The following is a 23,742-nucleotide window of genomic DNA, read 5'->3' as shown; positions in this document are numbered from 1 at the left end:
TAATTGGTTCGCTCACTGTTGTTATTGTACCTCATCTAAATGAAAAAGGCTGTAAGTGATTATGAAAGTCCATTTGACGCTTCGATATATCCACACACAAGCAAGTTTTTTTTATTGCTTTTAAAAAAAGAACAAGAGCCAACAGATCTAGGAAAGTCTCTTGACAAGAAGATAGTAAAACCATTTAAAAAAATACGCCGGCAATGGTCAAAAGATTTTCGCGAAGACCCCAGTTACCAATTAGCGACTATCGATAGTGAAAGCGGAAAGGAACTTTATCAGATGCCGGGCAGGGGATCTGGTAAATACGAAATTGGCCCTTTAAACCGCAATCGGGGTCTCGAATCCTATTTCAATGGCTTTATCGATGAATTTACGAACTCACCAGAAAAAATGGTTATTGTCTTCATTCCAGAACTAAATAGCTATATGGTTATAGAAAAGAAATATGAGTATATTTACCAAATCCTCTCTGGCTAAGGGTTTCAGGCTTAAAATGTTCTTTTTAAAAAGAACATTTTCCGGATGTATTCTGAAGAAACCAACCCAATTTGAGCTAATCCGATCATGACCGAACCGAACTATACTTTTATCAAACGCAAGGAGCTAACCAACACAATCAGCATATCCCAATCGAAAATCAAAGAACTCATGAGAACGGGGCAATGGATAGAAGGTATTCACTTTACTCGGTATTCAAAACGCATGAATCTGTTTAATGTCCAACTGATCCGCGATTGGCTCGTCAACCATCACGATCCGCTCAGTCATCAACGAGCGATAGAAAACTTCTTGGCTACTTTACCGAGTAACCGTAGTAGAGGCAACAATAATCGGGCTGTCTCTCACAAAACAGCCTCGAACCAGGCGACCAAAAAAACAACACAAAAAAAAGCGGCTGGATCTCTCTGAGAGCTTTTTAGGATTATCTGACCTTTAAGCTGTAAGTCGATCATCCACGCGAGAAGTTGGTAGCTTCTCTGACTCGCAGGAAAACCCAATGCCTGCAATCACAAAATATACACTTACAGCCTAGCATAGACTTCGGCTTAACGGTCGGATAATTTTTGGCTCTAGAGAGGTTTGCCATCGAGGTGAACCCCATGAGTAACAATATTTTTCACAAGAACTTGGAAGAGGCCAATAATCTTGAGTTAGCTTCTCTAAAAGCGACTATCTCTTCCTGTCACTACCAAGAATGGTTAAATAGCGGCATCGATCCACAACTGATCGCGCTCAACCTCATCTCTCTAAAGGGTCATACTCCCTTTGAGTACCTGCTATATGATGATCCCGGGCGGGAGGGCAACAGTAAAACTATACCCAGACGAAACGACGGCCGCCTCACCGATGGCTTTCTCAAGCGATACAGACATTTAGAAGACGGTGGCTGGTATTGCGGCACGATCGACCCCCTGACTGGAACTGAAAGCCTCTGGGGATGCTTCAAGCCGAACCGTCCCCGCGTGATCACGGAGGAAAATCGCGGCTTCGGCGATTCTACGCCCTGCACCAAGACGATCAAATACGAACACCCTCCGAAAAAAAACACGGAGGCGTTTCTTCTCAAAGTTCCCGATACCCTCTGGCAGAAGATCGCCGAGGGGACGGGGATTTATCCCTCCTGTCGTCTTCCCCTCCCCGAAAACGAAGCTCTGCCAGGGGCCGAGCTTCGTTTTCGGCAAGGAGAACCCTCACTTCCAATTTTGGGAGTGGATTATCGATAATCCAGGCGTTCCTATTACTTTCACCGAGGGAGTGAAAAAAGCCGCCTGTCTCTTGAGTAACGGTCACGCCACGATCGGCCTCCCCGGCATCTATAACGGTTTCCGACAGCCTAAAGACGGACTGGGCAATTCCGTCGCGCTACCCCGTCTCATCCCCCAACTCCTTCCCTTCGCCACCGAGGGACGGGAGATTAACATCTGTTTCGATCGTGACCCGAAACCGAAAACACGCGAGAGCGTCCGGAAAGCGATCGCTAAGACGGGCAAGCTCCTCCAGAACAAGGGGTGCAAAGTTCATGTCATCACCTGGGAGGGCGAGGAGAAAGGGGTCGATGATCTGATCGTCGCGAGAGGGAGCGAGTATTACGAGGCCGTCCACGAGAACCGTCAGCCCCTCGCTAAATATCTCCTTTTTCAATCCCTCGCCCTCCACGCCGATCTGACCATCCACGAACGTTACTTTCCCGACGAACTCCAGCCCCCGGAAAAAGCCACGATCGTCGGCCTCAAAGGCTATCAGGGGACGGGCAAAACCGAATGTCTCGCCCGTCAGATACAACCCCTACTCGACCGAGGCGAGAGGGTGATCGTCATCGTCCACCGCGAGCAACTAGCCATCGGTCTCGCCGATCGCTTCGGCCTCCGCTACCGTACCGAACTCAAAAAAGCCGCCGAGGGAAGCCAGTTGGGCTATACCCTCTGTATCGATTCCCTGCACGACCGAGCGAACCCGCCCTTCCACGGCGAGAGCGATACGTGGGACGGCGCGACCGTGATTATCGACGAGGTAGAACAGGTTCTCTGGCATACCCTCGACGGCGAGACCTGTCAGAAGCATCGAGTCCGCATCCTCAAAACCCTCAAGGCTCTCTTACAGAAAGTGGCGGCGGGTGGCGGGCGGATCTATCTCGCCGATGCCGACCTCAGTCAAATCTCCGTCAATTACATCCGGTCCCTGATCGGCTGGCTGGTGGAGTCCTGGATCGTCGAGAACACCTATAACCCCGTCACCGCGGGGAAGCGAGTTCTTTTCTGGTATCGCGGCAACAATCCCTCCGGACTGCTGAAGCGGGCGGCGGTCTTTCTCGAAAAAGGGAAAAAATTGCTCCTGTTTACCGACGGACAGAAAGCGAGATCCAATAACGGCACTCGCAACCTAGAGCATCACTTCCGCAAGAAATTCCCGACCCTGAAAATTCTCCGCGTTGACTCCGAGAGCTTGGCCGATAAGAATCATCCCGCCTACGGGTGCATGGCCCGCCTGAACGAGTTGACCCGCGATTACGACCTCGTACTCTGTTCCCCCACCCTAGAAACGGGGGTCAGCATTACCAACGGGCATTTCGACGAGATTTTCGCGATCTCCCACTGTGTCCAAACGGTCGAGGCGGTTAACCAGTCCCTAGAGCGCGACCGCTCCCACGTCCCCCGTCATCTCTGGTGCAAGGGCTGGAGCCACCGGCGCGCCGCCAACGGTTCTTTGGAGGTCAAATCCCTGTTAAAAGGAACCCGAAGCCTCTGTACCGCTCATATCCAACAACTACAGAAAGCCGGTATCGACGAGTTCGACGGGATTCACTTCTTGGAGGAGGACGACGATCGCCAGACCCCCTCTCTCTGGACTTGGGCGAAACGCGCCTGTCTTTTTAACTATCAAGCGGCGAACTTTACCGAGTGTCTGGAGAAGAAGCTACGCGATGCGGGCTACCGGATTGTCGAGGGTGACGGCACGGACGACGAGACCCAAAAGGAGATCCGCTCCTCGAAGGAGGAACTGTACTCGGAATACCTCCAGAACGTGGCCGACACCCCCAATCCCGATCCCTTCACCTACGAGCGCCTGAAAGAGCAACGGGGCAAAACCGAGGCGGAATTACTGGCCGAGCGCAAGGGCGATCTAGTCCGCCGTTACGATACGGAGGAAATTACCCCGGAGACGGTCAAGAAAGACGATGACGGCTGGTATCCGAAGCTGAGGCTCCATTATTACCTAACGCTCGGTAACGCTTTCCTCGCGGAGCGGGAGCGGAAAGCCCTCGCCAAACTTCAAGAGAGCGGCGACGGGACGGTCTTCCCGAACGATGTCAACCGCTCTCAAATCGGCGCGACGATCGCGGTCTTGAAATTCCTCGGCATCGAACGCTTTCTCGACCCCACGGCGGAGTTCACCAGTTACGGGCTACAGGAGGAGTTCGATCGACTGAATAATTCCGTGACCGCGGGCGGGCTGAAAACGACCATTGGGGTGACTCTATCACCCCTCGACACGCCGATCGGGTTCTACCAGCGGGTACTCCAACAACTGTTCGGGCTGGAACTGATGTTCGATCGCTGGGAGACGATCGACGGCAAACCCCGGCGTGTTTATCGAGGATGCGATGTTAATCGTGACGGCCGTCTAAAAATATTCGAGCGATGGTTGGTAAGGGAAACGGAAGAACGAAAGAATGTATATTTTGATACTGTTTTCACCCCCCCCCTATAAAGAGATTGTAATCCTGACCAGATCAATTTGTTGGAGTGGAGATCCTGTGAATCGAAGAATTACCGATACGTCAACTATACTCCATCTTCACCACGTATCCTTCGCTTGCTCTGTCGTCTATTGTTTACGCTCATAAGGTTAATCACTTCCCTGTTAGACTGGATCTTTCCACTAGGTTTCTATCTCCCCAGACCCTAGAGTGATAAAACAGCGTTACAGCCTTTCTCTCAATGATGAAGTACATATAGTTCCTTGCGGATAAAGGGTTGTTTTCCTACAAGCGCACCTCGATTTACTGAGCAAGGCTGTAGGGGTTTTAGCCTTGGTTTATTCTTCACTTTTAATAGCGTTCATTGACTAATATCCAAAAACACCTGAGCGGAAAATCATGAGTGTCATTACCTTGAAACTCTACAGATTTACTTCTAATCCAAGCATTGGCTACTGTAGGAAAGCGTGTATCTTTATTTTTATTGACTTTCTTAGCTTCGTCACTAGGATTTTTCCGTTGATCTGATGAAGTCGCTATAAAAAGACATTTAGTATAAACAACAAACATAAAATTAAATCCTATATGTCCATGAGATAACCATCTTAAGGTTTCAATATCACATTGATCAGTCCTATTCAAATAGGTTTCAAATTGATTAAATAGGTTGCGAATCCGAAGTTGATCAAGGTTAAACTTTCTACTCATCAGTATATCACTCCATTTCTCTAAGTTAATTTCAATAGATGTAGAGGTGATATCTATACATTGCCAATCTAGTGACCGATCAATAAGCTTAAGTAAATTTGCTGACAAACCTGCTAAACTTAAAGCACAAGCTATTCTGAGAGTATGATTAAATTTAGATTCAAAAATTTCAAATGCTTCTTGATAGAAACTACTAACTAAATAATCGTTGAATGCCTCTTTCAATGTTGATATTTCAAAAAAATAGTTTTCAATCGAATGACCTCTACTCCAAATTAATCTATTATTGATTTTATGAGTTTTAATATGATCTTTTAGATAATTATCATATTCAAATCCTCTAAATTCTCGATCAACAAAGCCTACAACTCTACGGTTAACGTTTGATGATTCTTGAGAAACTAACTCGCATATTTTTTCTATCTTATCTCTATTTCCTATTTCTCCTTGTATTCGCTCCGCAGTGTCAATAACAATACTTTTTAATGAATCTAATTTTTCTGCTGAAATTTGAGCCCCATTTTTTTTTAAATAATTACAAATGAGAGTAAAAAAATCTTGGTCATCAGATCCTTCTAATAATAAAAATCTATCCTCTGACATAATTATTTCAGTAACGTATTCTTCAGGAGTTAGCTGTAATCCGTTCATAAAGTCGATACTTATCTAAGTTTTTAAAGGGGAATGCTTTCCAGATCATCATCTAGTATATAGATTTGATCTTCATTTTCAATGGTATCACTGTTTATATTAGCGTTTGCTGTCGGTTGTAGTTCAAGCTTGATCATTCTACCTCGATATTTAGATGCAATGACAGAAGAATGAGTACAAATAATTAGTTGTTTTTCACCAAGTTGTTTAACCATTTCTGGTAATAATTTACGTTGCCAATCGATATGAAGTGAAATTTCAGGTTCATCAATTAAAACAACCCTCCCACCTGTCATGTGACTGGCGGCATAAATTAAACCTACTACTTGTCTTTCTCCAGATGATAGAATTTGCAGACTATGAATAGTTTCTTCATTACCTATTTTAACACCTAATCTGCTTCTGCTTCGAGGTGAGCTTGTAGAACCTATTTTTAATTGCTTTCTTTCTAAAAATTGATTGACTGATTCGAGATAGGTTTCAATTTTAGAATAAGCCTTTGTTTGTTCATCTAACCGTTGTTGAAGAGAATTTTTATAAACTGATGATAAAACTCTACTAGCTAGAGTTTTGTATTTTGGATCTGATTGAAAGGATGTCAACTCTTCTATTAATTTTCCATAGACATCATCTGATTTATCATGGTTAAATTGAAAAGGTGAATTTTGTAGATTTTCTGAAAGTTCTGTGATTTCTGTAATGATTTCTTCTGGCTCTTTTGTGTTATCGTCTATATCCGATGATGGCTTTAGCAAATTGAGAAATTGAATAAAAGCTTGTGATAGCAAATTTCTATCAAAACTTGCAATTTTTAGTTGAGCTTCTGTTAATTCCGAATTGATATGTTCTTCTATTTCTATCGGTGAAGGATACTCAAGTTCAGGGACGAATTTTCCAAATAGAATACGGGCTAATTCCGTTGATCTTGCGGAACTTCTTAGAATTTTTCTAAAATTAGGTGATCTTCGAGCAAAATGTCTAATTTCACTTTCATCTAATGTAGCCCATGCCTCAATCATTGTTCTAAAAGCAGGAAAATAAGTTACTTTTAAATCAATATCTGGCTTTTTTTTAATTTTAAATAAATGAGAACGTGCGTTGAGTGAAATTTCGCTATTTTCTTCTTGCTTTTCTTGCTGTAGCAATTTTCTTAATGAATAAGATTCTACTTCTCTTTGATTAATAAAAATTTTTGTTACTGTTTCTAGAGGCTCGTTGGGAGAATCCTGCTGTTCTACTAATATTTTTGTATCATCATCTAAGGTGATAGTTAATTTTTGAAATTTTAAATGACCAAAACGTCTAAAATCTTCATTAACTGCATTGGCAAGAATATGTAATAAAGTGGTTTTTCCTGTGCCATTACTTCCATGAATAATATTAATTCCATCTTGAAAATCAAGATTGATGTCAAATCTTCCATGTATTCCGATCGCTTCTAAACGCTTAATAAATCGAGACACAGCTTTGATCTCCTATGACAGTCTCCAACTCAGATTATAGTCTAACATGAAACTTTTTTCAACTTTTTTCTTAAACTAGACCGAATGCCTAATAAGAACTAACAGTTAGGAATCTTATTTTAGATCAGTAAAATATAATCCACGATCGGGAATCTGGATTTTAGTTTACCGATATAACGTCTTCACCTTCTACTTCGTATCATCCACTAACTTGAAGCTTATCAAACGATCACCCTTCGGATCACATCGACCATTCCCCCAATGACCTCACAGAAAAACATCGGGGCGATATCCGACGAGATGCACGCCTAAGCCTGATAGCCGATCGAGAAAAATGGGAAAACTAGGGACGGTAGCGAGATACATAGCGAGCGTCCAGTATGAACCTTGCCAGCGGACAGATTATTCGGGTACGTTCCCGTCAATACTTGATCGAGGAAGTGATTTCCCCCTCCCGAAACGGCGGGGATACGAGGGTGAGATTATCCTGTCTCGAAGATGACGCGCGGGGACAGCCCCTAGAAGTCTTTTGGGAAAGGGAAATCGACGCTAAGGTGCTGGGCGAAAGCTCGTGGGACAGCGTGAGCGGCCGGGGATTCGACGACCCCCGCTATTTTTCGGCCTATTTCCATACCCTGTGCTGGAATCGTGTCACCGCTACCGACCCTAAACTATTCCAAGCTCCCTACCGCGCCGGGATTCAAGTGAAAGCCTATCAACTCGAACCCCTTCGCAAAGCCTTACAACAACCGAGGGTCGCACTGTTCATCGCCGATGACGTGGGACTCGGTAAAACGATCGAGGCGGGTCTGATCTTACGGGAAATGCTGTTACGCCAGAAAGTCAATCGCGTGGTCATCGCCTGTCCCCCGTCGGTGGTCAATCAATGGCGGGAGGAAATGGAAAACCGTTTCGGCCTGATCTTTCAAGTGATCGATCGGGATTTCGTCGCCCGCGTCCGCGTGGAAAGAGGCTACGGGGTTAATCCGTGGACAACCGGGTGTCGTTTTATCATCTCCCACGCGTTACTCCGCGACGAAACCTACGCCGCGCCCCTGCGGGACTGGTTGGGGGAATTCTCCACGGGAGCGATGTTAATTCTCGATGAAGCGCATAACGCCGCCCCGGCCAGCGGTTCCCGCTACGCGATCGACTCTCGGCTGACCAAGAGCGTTCGCGAGATCGCCCCCCGTTTCGAGCATAAGTTATTTCTCTCCGCCACGCCCCATAACGGGCATTCCAACAGTTTCGCCGCTTTACTGGAAATGCTCGACCCCCAACGCTTCTGTCGCGGGGTTCCCGTCAAAAGTCAGAAACTCCTCGACGCGGTAATGGTACGCCGTCTCAAGCAGGATCTTCGAGCGATCGGCGATCGAGATTTTCCCGAACGTCAGGTGATTCCTCTCGCCGTCACGGGATTGCCGGAAGACGCGCCCGAATTGGAACTCGCCCGCTTATTGGGAGAATACCGCGCCTGTCGCGAGGAAAGGTTAAAGGATAGCAGTAAATCGGTTCAAAACACCGCCACGCTCGTGATAACCTCCCTACAGAAACGGTTACTCTCCTCGATCGAGGCGTTCGCCCGCACCCTGAAAGTCCACCGCGCGGCGATCGAAAAACAGGCGGAAAAACAGACCGAACTCAAGTTACAGAATCTTTCGCTACTCCAAGAATCCCCCGATGCCGACGACGAACGCTCGGAACTGCCCGAAAACGAGGTGGCGTGGGAAGAGGATACCCAGATGACCGTCGCCACCCGCGCCACGAACATCGGGATCACCCGACGGGAATTAGAATTACTCTCGAAAATGGAAGCGATCGCCAATGCCGCCCGCTATCGTCCCGACGGGCGAATCGAATTATTGCTAGATTGGATTAAAGCCAATCTCTGCCCGAATCTCGGCGAACCTGGAGCGGAATGGCTCGATCGACGGGTACTGATCTTTACCGAGTATACCGACACGAAAGGCTATCTGGAACGACAGTTAGAAGCCGCGCTCGCCGGTTCCGATCGGGCCGGACGACGGATCGCTACCTTTCACGGGGGCATCGGGGACGAACGGCGCGAGGCGATCAAAGCCGCTTTTAATAGCGATCCGAAAGAACATCCCCTGCGGATTCTCATCGCCACCGATGCCGCTAGAGAAGGGGTCAACCTTCAAAATCACTGCGCCGATCTCTTTCACTTCGACATCCCGTGGAATCCGAGCCGTATGGAACAGCGCAACGGGCGGATCGATCGCAAACTGCAACGGGAAAACACGGTACGCTGTTACTACTTCATCCTGCCCCAACGTCCCGAGGATCGGGTGCTAGAAGTGCTAGTTCGCAAAACCGAGACGATACAGCGAGAGTTGGGCAATCTCTCCCCCGTGATCGAGAAAAACCTCTCGAAATTGCTCGATCGAGGTATTCGGGCCACGGAAGAACGACAATTAGCCGATCGGATCGCGAACATCGAGAATCATGACCCGATCGAGTCGGGAAAGGTGATCCGGGAGGAATTAGAAATGATCCGCCCCGAGATTCAGAAATTAGTTCAATCCCAAATGGAACTAGAGGAGATGTTAAAAAAATCGCGGCAATGGCTGAAACTCGATAGCCGTCATTTCCGCGACGCGCTCTCGGCCTCTCTAGAAATTCTCGGCGCGCGACCCCTGCGACCCCTGCACGCGTCGGCTTCTGAAGTCGATCTCGATTCTCTATCGTGGGAACTGCCCGACCTAAACGAACGCTTCGGAGTCGATCCGACCTGGGCCGCAACCCTGGACACCCTGCGCGCTCCCCGTCCGGGTAATCAAAAACTCTGGGACTGGCGGAAAGAAGCCCCGATCCGCCCGCTCGTTTTCGCCGATCCCAACTCTTTAGACGGTAAAGTGGTCCATTTACATCTAGAACACCGTCTCGTCCAACGGTTATTAAGTCGCTTTCTCTCCCAGGGATTTCTCTATCACGAACTCAATAAAGCCTGTGTCTGTCTAACCCGAGACCCGATCCCGAAAGTCATCGTTCTCGGGCGTTTATCGCTGTACGGCGATCGAGCCTCGCGACTCCACGACGAGATCGTGGCCGTGGCCGCCCAATGGCTCGATCCTTCGGCGCGGGGTCGATCGAAACTCCGTCCGTTAGGGGAAGGGGAAAAAGGCGACGTTCTCGCGGAATTGGAAGAATCTCTCGCTAGTCCGTCCTTACGGCAGGTGAGCGATCAGATCAAGGAACGGTTCCGAGATTACGTTAAGCGAGACGTGGAGGAATTGATTCCCCATCTCCAAAGTCGTGCCGAAACATTACTCGATCGGGCTACCCGCGACCTCGCCAAACGGGGCAAAAAAGAAGCGGAAGAGATGAAACAGTTACTGATCGAGCAGAGGAAACGGATCGTCCGGCAGGAGGAGGAAACGAAAGTTAAACAACTCTCCCTATTCTCGACCGATGAATTACGCCAGTTAGAGGCCGATCGCCGTCACTGGCAAACCCGTCTAGAAAAGTTAGCGGGGGAAATCGAAAGCGAGCCGGAACGGATCGAACAGATGTATCAAGTCAGGGCCTGTCGGGTTGAACCGGTGGGAATCGTTTATCTCTGGCCGGTCTCGAATTAAGATTGTATTGATAATGTACATACGTTATCGATAGGATATGGATAGCCGGTTCATTCTCAACGGCATCACATTCATCTGGAACGAGGAAAAAGCGAGACAAAACCCGCGAAAACATTCGGGAGTCACCTTCGACGAGCGGCGTTCACTTTTTTCGACCCGTTTCTAATCGTGGTGGATGCCAGCCGTAACGACGAGGCGAGGGACGCGATTATCGGCATGGACAAGCGATCGAATCTTCTCTTCGTGGTTTATCTGGAACGAGAAAATGAAATGATCCGGATTATTTCCGCTAGAATCGCTACCCGTCAGGAACGAGAAATGTATGAAAATTGAAACTTTACAAAAACGTTTGCGAAGAGATCGCCCCATGCAATCGGTGACGTTACGCGTTCCCGAGGACGTGATCGAGGATTTAAAGCGAATCGCTCCCCTCTTGGGATTTTCCGGTTATCAACCCCTGATGCGCGCTTATATCGGACAGGGATTGAGAGCCGATCTAGAACGTCTAGAAAACGACCCGATCGCTTCGTTGATCGACAGTTTAAAGCGACAGGGGGTAAGTGACGAGGTGATTAACAACGCGTTAAACGAGGTTTCCAGATAAAAAAAGCTTATATCGAGTTATTTGTCATCCATCCGAGGGAATACTGAGATTAGCGTCTCTCGGTAATCTCCCATGTCGATCGATCCCGAAATCTATAGACACAAGCAATGGTTAGGACTCCTGCAACCGGTGGGATTGGTAGTATCGCCGATCGCCCTCTCCAAAGCCGGGGTGATCGCCGATCGAGAACGCGTGGTCGAGTTACAGCAGAAATTGCGGGATCTGGTGATCGTAGAAGAAGAAATCACCTGGATCGCGGACTTTCCCTACTTTTTTCGCGAACTGTTGGATTGGGACGCGGACGATCTGCTCGATCCTCCCGATGAATTATCGGTGAGTCTGACGGAATACGGGGAAGTGTTAGCACCCACCCACGCGGTACGGAACGGACAGGGCTGGTTATTACTGATTCAAATCCTCAAAACCGATCAGCCCCTCGACGGGATCGATCGAACTTCTACCGCGTGGAAAGCCACCGCTCAAGCGAAATTCGAGCGCTTGCTGAGAGAGACGGGAAACCCGATCGGACTCCTGACGAACGGGAGCGATATTCGCCTCGTTTACGCGCCTAGAGGCGAATCGTCGGGCTATTTGACGTTTCCGATCAAAGCGATGACGGAAGTGGCGGGAAGACCGATTTTAGCGGCGCTGGATATGCTTTTGGGGAGCGATCGACTGTTCACCCTACCGAGCGATCGCCGTTTGCCGAAACTCCTCGAAGACAGCCGCGCCTATCAAGCGGAAGTCTCCACCAAACTCGCGGAACAGGTATTAGACGCGCTCTGGGAACTTCTCCGGGGTTTTCAGAAGGCGGATTCCGATGTAAACGGGAAATTATTACAGGATCTCGCCCGAAACAATCCTCAACACATTTACGGGGGATTAATTACCACCCTAATGCGCTTGGTCTTTCTCCTCTACGCGGAGGACGAGGGATTGATGCCCGATGACGAGGTGTATCAATGTAATTATTCCGTCGGGGGACTGTACGATCGACTGCGCGAGGATGCCAGTCTTTACCCGGACACGATGGATCGACGTTACGGGGCATGGGCGTGGTTATTGAGTCTTTTTCGCCTCGTTCACGATGGTGGCGGCGCGACTCCCGAATATTTACCGGCGCGTCACGGGCAGTTATTCGATCCGTCGGAGTACCCGTTTCTAGAGAACAACGGCGATATCCCCCGCGTTCCCGACGGGGTGGTATACCGTCTACTCGATAAACTGTTGATTCTGGACGGGGAAAGACTCTCCTATCGTTCTTTGGACGTGGAGCAGATCGGTTCTGTATACGAGGCGATCATGGGCTATACGGTGGAACTGGCGGCTAGGAATTCGATCGGGGTGAACAGTAAACCGAAGGGATCGAAACATTCCACCACCGTCGTTGTCGATCTCGATCGATTATTACAGGCGAAGGCGGCCGATCGGGTGAAAATCCTCAAGGACGAGGCCAATTGTGAACTTCCCGCCAAAGCGCTAAAAGCTTTCAAGGAGGCGAAAACCGAGACGGAAATGATGGCGGCGCTCGATCGAAAAGTTTCCCGACGTACCCCGAATATCCTACGGCGCGGTTCCCTTTATCTGCAACCCACCGAAGAACGCCGTAAAAGCGGTTCGCACTACACCCCGCGATCCCTCACACAACCGATCGTCGAGAAGGCGTTAGAACCCGTTTTCGCACGATTGGGAGCGAATCCCACCGCGGAACAGATTCTCGATCTGAAAATCTGCGATCTGGCGATGGGTTCGGGCGCGTTTTTGGTGGAAGCCTGCCGACAATTGGCGGAGAAGTTAGTCGTGGCTTGGGATAGGCGCGGGGAAACGCCATCGGAGGGAGGTGAACCGTTACTCTTAGCCAGGCGTTTAATCGCCCAACGTTGTCTTTACGGGGTCGATAAAAACCCCTTCGCGGTGAATCTAGCGAAACTCTCGCTCTGGTTGGTAACGTTAGCGAAGGATTATCCCTTTACTTTCCTCGATCACGCGCTGAAATGCGGTGATTCATTGGTGGGAGTCACTCGCGCCGAGATCGGTTCCTTTGCGAAAGATCCCCTTGAAGATCTTCCCCTCATGCAACTTCTCAAGGAAAAAGTGGAACGGGTGAAAGAGTACCGCCACCAAATCCAATCCCTCGACACGCGCACCGACGAGGACACGGAAACGAAAGCCGAACAACTCCAACGGGCAGAAAGAGAGCTAGAATCGGCACGATTGACGGGAGACGTTATCGTTTCAGCCTTTTTCGAGGGTAACAATAGTAAACAAAGAACTGAAAAACGACAAGAATACGCGACGATGGTGCGACAATGGCGCGATAATCCATCCCGCCCGGAAATGAACCGCGCCGAAAAAGACGCGACAAACCCATCCCGCCATGAAATGAATTTCATGGCTAATAGCCCAAGTCGGTTTAAACCGACTTCCGATATGAGACGGGGAATTCATTCCCCGGCGGACGATGATACCCATGACAGAATCCATCCTGTTGAACAAATATCCCGCCGACTCCGCGACGGGGATAAGCCGATTATCCCCTTTAACTGGGAAATCGAATTTCCTGAAGTGTTCGATAGGGAAAACGGCGGTTTCGATTGCATTGTCGGCAATCCTCCTTTCGCGGGGAAAAATACGGCGATTAACGCCCATCCGGAGGGATACATGGAATGGTTAAAAGAAGTCCATCCCGAATCTCACGGCAATTCCGATATAGTCGCCCATTTTTTCCGTCGGAGTTTTACCCTTCTCCGCGACGGGGGAACCTTCGGACTTATCGCCACTAATACCATCGCGCAGGGAGACACGCGCGCGACCGGTTTACGGTATATCTGTAATCACGGTACGACCATCTATCAGGCGCGAAAACGGCTAAAATGGCCGGGATTAGCCGCCGTGGTGGTGAGTGTGGTTCACGGGGCGAAAAAAATGCGAGTATCTCTAAAAAATTCTCTCGATGGGAAATCTGTACCCAAAATCACCGCGTTTCTTTTCCACGATGGCGGAAACGACGATCCGAAACCGCTTATCGCCAACGCGGGGAAAAGTTTTCAAGGGAGTATCGTTTTAGGAATGGGTTTCACTTTCGATGATACCAATCCCGACGCGACATCTATAGAGGAAATGCACCGTTTAATCGCCAAAGATCCTCGCAATCAAGAGCGGATTTTCCCCTATATCGGCGGCGAAGAGGTGAATAGTAGCCCGACTCATTCCCATCATCGCTATGTGATTAATTTCGGAGAGATGACGGAAGAGGAAGCGAGGCGGTATCCCGATTTGATGGCGATTGTCGAGGAGAAGGTTAAGCCTGAAAGAGCGAAACTAGGTAATAATAGAGATGCGATTATACGAAAAACTCGATGGTGGCTGTGGGGAAGATACACACCAGCATTATTTAAAGCGATCGCACCGCTCGATCGGGTTTTATTTCATCCTTTTACTAGCAAATATGTAAGCTTTGTTTTCTTGCCAAATCACATGATATATGCTGCACCTCACATTGTTTTTCCGCTTACACAATACTCGGATTTTATGGTTCTTCAATCCCGCATCCATGAAAACTGGGCGAGATTTCTCGGCTCATCAATGAAAGACGATCTTCGTTACACTCCCTCCGATTGCTTTGAAACATTCCCCTTTCCCGAAAATTGGGAAACCAACACCGAACTAGAAGAAATCGGGCGAGAGTATTACCAATACCGGGCGCGATTGATGATCGAAAACAATCAAGGACTTACCGAAACCTATAATCGATTCCACGATCCCGACGAAACCGATAAAGCCATCCTACGCCTAAGAGAATTACACGAAAAAATGGATCGCGCCGTCCTGAAAGCCTACGGATGGACGGACATCCCCACCGATTGCCAGTTCCTACTCGACTACGAGGAAGACGACGAAGAAACCTCTAGCAAACGTAAGAAACCCTATCGCTATCGCTGGCCCGAAGAAGTCCACGATGAAGTATTAGCGAGATTGCTGGTACTCAACCAAACTCGCCACGACGAGGAAGTAAGGCAAGGCAAAGTGGGGGGTAAGAAAGGGAAAAAAACAAAATAGACCCGCGATAATAAAAATGTCCCCATCGACGGGCAGGGATAGAAAAAAGCGAACTCATTAGCGAGGAGTCTAGTTTATGTCAGATGAAGAAATCAGACAGCTTATCGCCTCGAACGCCAAAGCGATCCAAGCTTTAACGGTCAGTATTAGCGATATGAAGCAAGAATGGCAGAAAGATCGCGAGGAATGGAAAAAAGACCGCCGGGGACTCTACGAGTTGCTAGGTCGTTTAACCCGTTCCATGTCCGATTTTTACGAGATTCAATCCGATTTTTACCGACGTTTCGACCAAATTGACGAGCGCCAAGAAAAAATGACCCGGATTTTGAAAGAACTGACCGGAGAGGACGAAAATCCAGAGCGATCGGGGTGAATCGACGTGTGTACATTTGCCGCCGATCGCCTAGAATGGTAAAGTATCCCTTTGTCTAGGTAACATCCATGTCCGTCCCCGCGAAAGAGAAACGGATCGACATCCGAGTTAGCCAACCACAGAAAGAATTGTTAGAAAAAGCGGCGGATTTGAAAGGGATGAGTTTGAGTAGCTATCTTCTCTCCCGGGGGCTGGAAGCGGCTAGAGAAGATATAGAATCCCATCAGCGACTAATTTTAAGCGATCGCGATCGAGACTTGTTCCTCGACCTGCTCGCCAATCCTCCCGCCCCCAATCGAGCGTTACAGAAGGCCATGCAACAGTATCGAGAGGAATACGAGAGCGGTGAAATGGATTATTAGCCCGTTAGATCGTGAATTCGAGAAAACGGACTTCGATTGTAACGAATCTCGTTTAAACGACTACCTGAAAAAATACGCGTCTCAAAACCAGAAAAAAGGCTATTCGCTCACCTTTGTCGCCACCGAACCCGAAAGTAAAAAAGTAGTGGGTTATTATTCGGTCAGCGCCTCTAGTATCGAGTTCGCTAACCTCCCCGAATCGATTAAAAAAGGTTTACCGAAATATCCCGCCCCCGTCATGCTCATCGGACAGTTAGCCGTCGATAAAACCTCGCGAGGGCGGGGATTAGGACGCGTTCTATTGATGCACGCGTTGAATAAAGCGATCCGTCTTTCTGAAGAGATCGCTATTTTCGCGGTTAGAGTAGACGCGATCGACGAGCGATCGAGAGAATTTTATCTTAAATACGGCTTCGTTCCCTTACAAGATAGCCCTCTATCCTTACTCTTACCCGTGAGAACGATTATCCAGAGCCGGGTAAATCCCGATCGCGATTGATTACGGCAACGGGAATTAGAGGAAGCGTACCGGGAATCGTCCCGCGAGGTCGATGAAGCGTGGGATGGAGTGGTAGCGGACGGATTAAGCGATGAAACGTGGTGAGATGTATAAAAACCAATCGTTATCCCAGAAAAAAAATCAATCCGACAACCGATAAAAAAAAGCCGATCGCGCTAACTCTACCGTAATTTCCGGGAATGCTAATAGCAAAGCTCGATCGCTCCTCCCCATGACCACCCCCGTTCAAGTTAGAAGCCAGCTACTCCGAGCCTTAGAACTCGATCTCGTCGGCCCTCCGGACGATGACTCCGCCCACCGCGAGGAAATCCTCACCCAAGCCCCCTCCAAATGGTATCTGACCGGTTTTCTCGCCCCCCGCGGTTTGAGTGATGACACCGCCGAGGAGGGAGTCGAGGAAATGAGTGTCGGCGGCGAGGATAATAGCCCTCCCGAAGCGACAACCGCCAAAAAAGCCCTCTTTCCCTCCTCGATGGGTTTGACTGTTTTTATCCCCGCCGATACCGAGAATTTACAGATCACCGTTCACTGGGCCGATTATTACCCGATTATCCTTCCCGAACCCCCGGAATCGATCGAAGAAGAATCGACCGAAGAAAACGCGAAGCCTTTAGAAGGATGGCAGAGGAAACCGCGCGAGATTACCCTGACCGTTCCCCCGAAAAACGACACGATCGAGCTTGCCGAAAGCGAGGGCTTGAAACTGGTCATCAAACAGCGATCGATCCGATTTTCCCACCTTCCCGACGGAACCAGTTCCCTATCGGTTTTTCTGGTCAATTCCCGCCCCGCGCCCAAGTCTACCGATACCGCCTTCATCTTTCAAACCCGTCTCACCCTCCATCACGCCGGAGGATTCGTACCGAGGGTGAATCCTAGAGGTTTTCAAAGCCTCGATAACGACGAAGCGATCGCCGCCCTACAATACCGCCACGATTACGAGTTCGTCGTCGGTCATAACGTTTCCACGCGGGCGGAAGTTATCGGAAACACCTGCCGAACCGTTCACACCGATTGGCTACCCGTGAGCGAGGTTCCCAGAGTCGCCCCCGCGCCGATTCCCGGTGTCGAGTTAGGCATGGAAACCCTCGCCGCGATGGGCGATATCGGGAAAATGCAAGACGGTCTCGCTCCCCTCGTCACCGAATACGGAGATTGGATTATCCATCAGAGAGCGACCCCCATCGAGCCGAGCGAATCCGTTCCCATCGCCAAGAATTTACTCGATCGGGCCGAGGTCGCCCGAACCCGCATCGCCGAGGGAATCGACCTCCTAGAAGATCCCGATATTTTTTACGCCTTCCGTCTCGCCAATCGAGCGATCGCATTAGCACGAAAACAGCAGATCTGTCAAGAGAAAAACTGTACGATCGAGAGTATCGAAGAACCGAAATGGCGGCCTTTCCAGTTAGCTTTTATCCTGCTCAATCTCGCCAGTATCGCCGATTCCGAGCATGACGACCGCCAAACCGTCGATCTGCTCTTCTTTCCCACCGGTGGCGGTAAAACCGAGGCGTATTTAGGACTAGCGGCTTTTACCCTCATCCTCCGTCGTCTGAAAAACCCTGGCATTACTTCGGCGGGGGTCAGCGTACTGATGCGCTATACGCTCCGACTCCTCACCCTCGATCAACTCGAACGCGCCTCCCGATTAATCTGCGCCCTAGAGTTAGAACGTCAGCGAGATCTCGATCGTTTAGGGGCTTGGCCTTTCGAGATCGGGCTATGGGTGGGACAGAACGCGACCCCGAATAAAATGGGGCAAAAGGGCGATAAAGACGAGCATTCCGCCTACTCCCGTACCGTCGCTTTCCAAAAAGACCCGAAAAGTAAACCCGGACCCATTCCCCTAGAGCGTTGTCCGTGGTGTGGGGAGTCTTTTAAACCGTCCTCCTTTCAACTTTTCCCGCACGATAAACCCAAAGAATTAAAAATCTTCTGCACCAACCGTCGTTGCGATTTTCAGGGCGATCGCTCCCTACCGATCGTCGCGGTCGATGAATCCATCTATCGCCGTTTGCCCTGCTTTATCATCGCCACCGTCGATAAATTCGCCTCCCTGCCGTGGGTTGGACAAACCGCATCATTATTCGGTCGGGTAACTCATTTTAAAGACGGGGAAGGGTTTTCTAGTGCCGCGGACGGTGGGGGGTCGGGTCGTCGCCTCGACAGTTATCTACCCCCTCCCGATCTGATCGTTCAGGATGAATTACATCTGATTTCCGGCCCGTTGGGAACGATGGTGGGATTGTACGAGACGGCGATCGGCGCGCTCTGTTGCACTCCCAAGATCATCGCCTCTACCGCCACCGTCCGCCGCGCCGGACAACAGATCCGCGCCCTATTCAATCGCTCTCAAGTCGATGTTTTCCCGCCGCCCGGCCCCGATCGCCACGATTCCTTTTTCGCCCGCACCGTACCGATCGAAGAAAGCTCCGGCCGTCTCTACGTCGGGGTAGGGGCGACCGGGCGCAGTTTGAAAGTGATCCTGCTGAGGGTGTATCTCGCGTTACTCGCCGCCTCCGAGAAGCAATGGGAACTCGCGGGCGGTAAAAAAAATCCCGACAATCCTGCCGATCCCTACATGACCTTACTAGGTTATTTCAACTCCCTGCGGGAACTGGGGGGAAGCCGTCGCATCGTCGAGGACGAGGTAAACAACCGACTCAACAAATACGGGGAGCGATTACGCTACGGCGAAATCGATGGCTATTTCGCTAACCGTAAAATCGACGACGAACCGGAAGAACTCACCTCGCGGGTTAGTACCAATAAAATCGCCAACACGAAACGCCGTCTTTCCCTGCCCTATTCCGAGAAAGAGCGCGTCGATATCGCCCTCGCCACCAATATGATTTCCGTGGGGCTGGATATCGTGCGCTTGGGCTTGATGGTGGTCTTAGGGCAACCGAAAACCGCCGCCGAATATATTCAGGCCACTAGCCGCGTCGGTCGGGAGATCAACAAACCTGGATTAGTCGTAACCCTGTTCAATATTCACCGACCGCGCGATCGCTCCCATTACGAGCGTTTCGTCGATTGGCACACCAATTTTTACCGGGCGGTAGAGGCTACTAGCGTCACTCCCTTCTCTGAACGCGCCCTCGATCGGGGTCTGGCGGGGGTCACGGTCGCGCTCTCCCGGTTACTGATACCGGAAATGACCGAGCCGATCGGCGCTTCCCGGATCGTCGAGCGCCGGGCGGACTTGGATAGAGTCGTGGAGATCGTTACCCGACGGGCGATCGAGCATGGCAATCTATCCTCCGAGCGAGTCGATCGGTTACGGGAAAAAGTTCGCAATGACGTGTTGGATTTACTCGATACTTGGCAGAAAATCGCCGAGCGGGAGACGAGACTCCAGTACCAGACCGAAATCGATACCGCCGTTCCGCTCCTGCTCGATGCCGCCGATCCCAACGCGGAGAAGAAGCCCTTCGATCATCAGAAATTTAAAGCCGGCCGAAGTTTACGGGACGTGGAATACACCGTCAAATTACGGGTTCGCGATCCCGACGGACAAGATGTGGAGGAATAATTAATGAAAGGCAAAGGTAAAAAACAACGTCCCGCCGATGGCGAACTCCGTCAGAGTCAATTGATCACTACTTTCGGGGTAGGGTCGATGGTCGATCTCCCCAACTATTCCGTACTAATCTCGGGACTGAGTGATTGGAAGGGAGAGAGACAGCCAATTTACGAACAAAGATTGCAGAGAAAAATCGCCCAGATTCTCGGCGTTACCGACATACAACTCTACACTCCTCCCCGTCAATCGGTCGGCTTACAGTTAAACCCCGCCGAGGTCAAAGTGTTCGTGTTTCCCTCGTGGTTTCTCGCTCAAGTGGAACGAACGATCGTGGTAAGGGGCAAGGAATACCGCACCCGCCCTCTCGTTCGCTGGAAATCGATTCAGGGCGGGAACACCAAGTTCGAGGGAAAACTCTACTCCGTAGTTCCGGTTCGATTCGTTCAAGCTTGCGTCAACGGTCATTTAAGCGATATCGATTGGTACGGGTTCGTTCATTACGACGATAACCGCCGGTGTCTCGGTCAGTTGTGGCTCGACGAAGCGGGATCGGGTAACGATTTCGAGGAAATTTTCGTCCGTTGCGAGGCTTGTAATAAGCGTCGCCCCCTATCGGTCGCCAAAGTACCGAATTCTCCCGTTTTAGGCTATTGTCAGGGTCATCGTCCGTGGTTGGGAGCTAGGGGTCAAGAGACTTGTATCTCCCATCGGCTGGACGATCAGGGCAACCTAATCGCTGGCGATCGACCTGAATATAACCGTCTACTCATCCGCTCCGCCAGTAACGCCTATTTCAGCCAAACCTTAAGCGCGATCTCGCTTCCCGAACCGGACACACGCTTGCGGAAGGCGATCGATCGTTTTTACGAGGAGGATTTAAAATACGCCGAAGACATCGCCGATATCCGTAAAGAATTAAAAAAACCGAAGTTTGTCGATCTAGCGGAATTCGACCCGGAAACAGTTTGGGCGGAAGTCCTGCGACGAAAAAATGGAGTGCCTACGGGAGGGGAAAAAAGTATCAAGCAGGTAGAGTTAGAAGCTCTTCTCTCGGCGAGGGGCGAGTTAGGCAAAAAAGCCGACCCCGACTTCGACGCGCGCCCCCGTTCTTTGGATACGATCGACGCTCGCTGGAAACCGTACCTCGATCGAGTGGTGTTAGTCCACCGTCTTCGGGAGGTGATCGCTCAAATCGGTTTCACCCGTTTCGAGGGCTATTTACCGAATATTGAGGGTGAATTTGACGATCTATCGATCAATGTCCGTCTAGCGAAACTCGATTTTCAATCGGAATGGGTTCCCGCCATCGAGAATAAGGGAGAGGGCGTTTTTATCGGTTTCCGAAAAGAGGCGATCGACGAATGGGCGCGACGGGATGAGGTGAAAAAACGTTCCCGTTCTCTGATCGAGGGATTCGAGCGTTGGCGGGCGGAAAGGGGGATTGCCGCCGATAAATGCCATTTCCCGGGTATTCCCTATATCATGCTTCATTCGCTCTCCCACCTCCTGATCACTTCGGTTTCCTTGGAATGCGGCTACTCGGCGAGCGCGATCAAGGAAAGAATTTACTGTTTCGACGATATCGGCTACGGCATCCTACTATACACGGGCGCGTCGGGTTCCGAGGGAACATTAGGCGGCCTCGTCGAACTGGGAAATTCGATCGAAACTCATTTGGAGAAAGCTCTAGAATTCGGGCGGCTGTGTTCTAACGATCCCGTCTGCGCCCGCCATCATCCCCCCGATCGTCAGGAAGCCCGCTTTCTCAACGGGGCGGCCTGTCACGGCTGTTTACTGATCGCCGAAACTTCCTGCGAGCGTCGTAATGAATTTCTCGACCGCGCTCTCGTGGTCAACATGATCGAGGAACTGGGAGCGGCTTTCTTCCCCGACGAGTTATGCTGATGTCTCCGTTGAACGCGCTCGATCGCTCCGCCCTGCTAACCTTGGCTACAGCCTTGGAGTCGAAACGACTGTCTCCCCCGTTCCATCCTGCCAGTCTAGATTTATACGTTCCCACCACTTTACAAGGGGAGGTAGCGGGTGAACTCGATCGGCTCTATCGATCGGGAATGAGTGTTACCCATCTCATCTATCTACTTCAAGTATTAGCCAGCGAGAAAGAAAAGGTTAACGGGAAAAGCGATCGTATCGATATTGTTTGGACGGGGCAGAATGTACCCGGATTGAAGAGTCGGGCAACAAGTGTCGTGGTACGGGAATTATTCGAGCAAGCACGGAAATACATTCTCGTGTCGAGCTACGTTTTTCAACAGGGAGATAAAGCGAGAACTCTCTTTAGCTCTCTAGCGAACCGGATGGACAACGCTCCTCGTCTAGATGTCAAATTACTTCTCGACATCCAACGGCAATCGCAGGCGTACCGATCCGACACTCGCTTAATAGAAGAGTTCGCAAAATCATTCCGCCAGATCTGGCCAGGGGAAAGATTACCAGAAGTCTTTTTCGACCCTCGATCGCTTTCTACAGGCGTGGGAGTTCGAGCCTGCCTTCACGCTAAATGTATTGTTATCGACGATGAACAATTTTTTATTACGTCGGCCAATCTTACAGAAGCCGCTCAGGAGCGCAATATCGAGGTTGGTGTCCTTATCAAGGACGCTATATCCGCCTATCGATTGCGGACGCAATTTGAGACCTTAATTTCTCGAAATATCGTTCAAAGACTAAATTTTACAACAAACCGTTAAATCAAGGCTGAAAATAGTTGTGATTTTTTTCGACCTCAAAGAAAGTTTTTTATTTCTTGAGATCGAGAACCATGTGCCTCTGTTTATATGAGTGAACGTCAATCATACTTCTAGTTCTCGCAACCAGCGTTCTATCACTTCACTTCGCGAGATCTTCAGTATCTCGGCCTGTTTGCCGAGAGTCTCGATCGCTTTTGGAGTCAGCATAAGGTTGCAATGTTGCTTGACCTGATCGTAATAGATCGGCTTGCCTCTACGGCACGCTTTCCCTTTATGATTAATTTTCCGACTGACATGAGGGGGAGGAGACGCTTGTTTATTCGATTTCATCGTGATAACTGTTCAATCTATAGACCAACTTTATTATAGCAAGAATTTGTCACTCGGCTGTTCTTTCGTGATATATTTGTTTATAGGGTATTTTTCGATCTAAGAGTGTAATAAAACTAGGCAATTTACAGCCTTTCTCAGATAAATGAGGTACGTTTTGGGAGCTAGAACCCTTTAGTAGCAAGGGTTTGTCTGTACTTCACCTTTACGAGAAAGGCTGTAATTGCGAAAAGTCTTTAAAATAAAGATTTTAGTTTAAACGCTCAAACTCAAAAAACCTTAAGAATTCAGATTTTTGGGCTGACAAATATCCTTGGCTACGGAGACAGATAAGTTTTGTTTAAGCGTCTAGAGGTAATGGTTAGCCGTGTCATATTACTATATGACGCTTTTATAGGACATTTTATATCAAAAACCTTGCGGAATAATGATTTATAGCAATAACAAGAATGCTTTTGCAATATTATCAGGATCGGAGATACAGCCTTTCTCGTAAAGGTGAAATACATACCAACCCTTACCGCTAAAAGATTCCAACCGCGAGAACGTACCTCATGTATCTGAGAAAGGCTGTATTTATCGCTCTTTTATCACTATGGGGAGGTTAGAATTAAGAAAAAGCCCTGAAAGCG

General features: G+C 49.4%; 18 protein-coding genes. 15 read left to right on the top strand and 3 right to left on the bottom strand.

From position 1 onward, the window contains the following. Positions 1-39 precede the first annotated feature (39 nt). From V0288_RS22570 to V0288_RS22555, 4 genes are all read left to right on the top strand, one after another. A complete protein-coding gene (locus V0288_RS22570) occupies positions 40-480 on the top strand; it encodes a hypothetical protein (RefSeq protein ID WP_332867440.1) in 441 nt (146 codons plus the stop codon). Positions 481-567: 87 nt separating this feature from the next. Then, entirely contained in the window at positions 568-912 is a 345-nt protein-coding gene (locus V0288_RS22565; protein ID WP_332867439.1) for a hypothetical protein, read from the top strand. Positions 913-1,103: 191 nt separating this feature from the next. Next, positions 1,104-1,727, top strand: coding sequence for a hypothetical protein (locus tag V0288_RS22560; protein ID WP_332867438.1), 624 nt, complete (start codon positions 1,104-1,106; stop codon positions 1,725-1,727). A 31-nt stretch (positions 1,728-1,758) separates the two neighbouring features. Beyond that, entirely contained in the window at positions 1,759-4,212 is a 2,454-nt protein-coding gene (locus V0288_RS22555) for a plasmid replication protein, CyRepA1 family (RefSeq protein ID WP_332867437.1), read from the top strand. Between the two features lie 340 nt (positions 4,213-4,552). Here V0288_RS22555 and V0288_RS22550 read toward each other — a convergent pair whose 3' ends face one another. Continuing rightward, positions 4,553-5,560: a DUF4435 domain-containing protein gene (locus V0288_RS22550; RefSeq protein ID WP_332867436.1), complete on the bottom strand. Its 1,008-nt coding sequence runs from the start codon at positions 5,558-5,560 to the stop codon at positions 4,553-4,555. Between the two features lie 23 nt (positions 5,561-5,583). Next, the gene (locus tag V0288_RS22545) at positions 5,584-7,023 is read right to left on the bottom strand and encodes an AAA family ATPase (RefSeq protein WP_332867435.1); all 1,440 of its coding nucleotides are present in this window, start codon (positions 7,021-7,023) and stop codon (positions 5,584-5,586) included. Between the two features lie 380 nt (positions 7,024-7,403). On the opposite strand from V0288_RS22545, the gene drmD reads away from it, so the two are divergent. From drmD to drmC, 11 genes are all read left to right on the top strand, one after another. Further along, complete coding sequence (drmD, locus tag V0288_RS22540; RefSeq protein ID WP_332867434.1) at positions 7,404-10,622, top strand: DISARM system SNF2-like helicase DrmD; 3,219 nt, start codon at positions 7,404-7,406, stop codon at positions 10,620-10,622. A gap of 37 nt (positions 10,623-10,659) precedes the next feature. Continuing rightward, on the top strand, positions 10,660-10,788 hold the full coding sequence (locus V0288_RS22535) for a BrnT family toxin (protein WP_332867433.1): 129 nt from the start codon (positions 10,660-10,662) through the stop codon (positions 10,786-10,788). Between the two features lie 2 nt (positions 10,789-10,790). Next, on the top strand, positions 10,791-10,955 hold the full coding sequence (locus tag V0288_RS22530; RefSeq protein WP_332867432.1) for a BrnT family toxin: 165 nt from the start codon (positions 10,791-10,793) through the stop codon (positions 10,953-10,955). Beyond that, positions 10,945-11,226, top strand: coding sequence for a hypothetical protein (locus V0288_RS22525; RefSeq protein WP_332867431.1), 282 nt, complete (start codon positions 10,945-10,947; stop codon positions 11,224-11,226). The genes V0288_RS22530 and V0288_RS22525 overlap by 11 nt, the downstream gene beginning before the upstream one ends. Before the next feature lie 72 nt (positions 11,227-11,298). Further along, positions 11,299-15,285 (top strand): Eco57I restriction-modification methylase domain-containing protein, encoded by a 3,987-nt coding sequence (locus V0288_RS22520; protein ID WP_332867430.1) that lies wholly within the window; start codon positions 11,299-11,301, stop codon positions 15,283-15,285. 76 nt (positions 15,286-15,361) lie between these two features. Then, a complete protein-coding gene (locus V0288_RS22515; protein WP_332867429.1) occupies positions 15,362-15,658 on the top strand; it encodes a hypothetical protein in 297 nt (98 codons plus the stop codon). Positions 15,659-15,726: 68 nt separating this feature from the next. Next, positions 15,727-16,020, top strand: coding sequence for a type II toxin-antitoxin system TacA family antitoxin (locus V0288_RS22510; protein ID WP_332867428.1), 294 nt, complete (start codon positions 15,727-15,729; stop codon positions 16,018-16,020). Beyond that, a complete protein-coding gene (locus V0288_RS22505) occupies positions 16,004-16,519 on the top strand; it encodes a GNAT family N-acetyltransferase (RefSeq protein ID WP_332867427.1) in 516 nt (171 codons plus the stop codon). Before V0288_RS22510 ends, V0288_RS22505 begins: the two co-directional genes overlap by 17 nt. Before the next feature lie 232 nt (positions 16,520-16,751). Beyond that, complete coding sequence (drmA, locus tag V0288_RS22500) at positions 16,752-20,078, top strand: DISARM system helicase DrmA (RefSeq protein ID WP_332867426.1); 3,327 nt, start codon at positions 16,752-16,754, stop codon at positions 20,076-20,078. Between the two features lie 3 nt (positions 20,079-20,081). Beyond that, a complete protein-coding gene (locus V0288_RS22495; RefSeq protein ID WP_332867425.1) occupies positions 20,082-21,974 on the top strand; it encodes a DUF1998 domain-containing protein in 1,893 nt (630 codons plus the stop codon). Beyond that, a complete protein-coding gene (drmC, locus tag V0288_RS22490; RefSeq protein WP_332867424.1) occupies positions 21,974-22,780 on the top strand; it encodes a DISARM system phospholipase D-like protein DrmC in 807 nt (268 codons plus the stop codon). The genes V0288_RS22495 and drmC overlap by 1 nt, the downstream gene beginning before the upstream one ends. A 102-nt stretch (positions 22,781-22,882) precedes the next feature. Here the strand turns inward: drmC and V0288_RS22485 are convergent, their stop codons facing one another. After that, the gene (locus V0288_RS22485; RefSeq protein WP_332867423.1) at positions 22,883-23,110 is read right to left on the bottom strand and encodes a hypothetical protein; all 228 of its coding nucleotides are present in this window, start codon (positions 23,108-23,110) and stop codon (positions 22,883-22,885) included. Between the last annotated feature and the right edge of the window lie 632 nt (positions 23,111-23,742).

This window comes from Pannus brasiliensis CCIBt3594 (genome assembly GCF_036688125.1).
Classification (GTDB): Bacteria; Cyanobacteriota; Cyanobacteriia; order Cyanobacteriales; family Microcystaceae; genus Pannus; species Pannus brasiliensis.
This window is presented reverse-complemented; position numbering and strand designations above follow the sequence as displayed.

Excerpts from the sequence above, each read along its gene's own strand:
- drmD (WP_332867434.1), top strand. The coding sequence starts at position 7,404 with ATGAACCTTGCCAGCGGACAGATTATTCGGGTACGTTCCCGTCAATAC.
- V0288_RS22550 (WP_332867436.1), bottom strand. The coding sequence starts at position 5,560 with ATGAACGGATTACAGCTAACTCCTGAAGAATACGTTACTGAAATAATT.
- V0288_RS22570 (WP_332867440.1), top strand. The coding sequence starts at position 40 with ATGAAAAAGGCTGTAAGTGATTATGAAAGTCCATTTGACGCTTCGATA.
- V0288_RS22495 (WP_332867425.1), top strand. The coding sequence starts at position 20,082 with ATGAAAGGCAAAGGTAAAAAACAACGTCCCGCCGATGGCGAACTCCGT.
- V0288_RS22515 (WP_332867429.1), top strand. The coding sequence starts at position 15,362 with ATGTCAGATGAAGAAATCAGACAGCTTATCGCCTCGAACGCCAAAGCG.
- drmC (WP_332867424.1), top strand. The coding sequence starts at position 21,974 with ATGTCTCCGTTGAACGCGCTCGATCGCTCCGCCCTGCTAACCTTGGCT.
- V0288_RS22560 (WP_332867438.1), top strand. The coding sequence starts at position 1,104 with ATGAGTAACAATATTTTTCACAAGAACTTGGAAGAGGCCAATAATCTT.
- V0288_RS22525 (WP_332867431.1), top strand. The coding sequence starts at position 10,945 with ATGAAAATTGAAACTTTACAAAAACGTTTGCGAAGAGATCGCCCCATG.
- V0288_RS22565 (WP_332867439.1), top strand. The coding sequence starts at position 568 with ATGACCGAACCGAACTATACTTTTATCAAACGCAAGGAGCTAACCAAC.
- drmA (WP_332867426.1), top strand. The coding sequence starts at position 16,752 with ATGACCACCCCCGTTCAAGTTAGAAGCCAGCTACTCCGAGCCTTAGAA.
- V0288_RS22510 (WP_332867428.1), top strand. The coding sequence starts at position 15,727 with ATGTCCGTCCCCGCGAAAGAGAAACGGATCGACATCCGAGTTAGCCAA.
- V0288_RS22520 (WP_332867430.1), top strand. The coding sequence starts at position 11,299 with ATGTCGATCGATCCCGAAATCTATAGACACAAGCAATGGTTAGGACTC.
- V0288_RS22485 (WP_332867423.1), bottom strand. The coding sequence starts at position 23,110 with ATGAAATCGAATAAACAAGCGTCTCCTCCCCCTCATGTCAGTCGGAAA.
- V0288_RS22535 (WP_332867433.1), top strand. The coding sequence starts at position 10,660 with ATGGATAGCCGGTTCATTCTCAACGGCATCACATTCATCTGGAACGAG.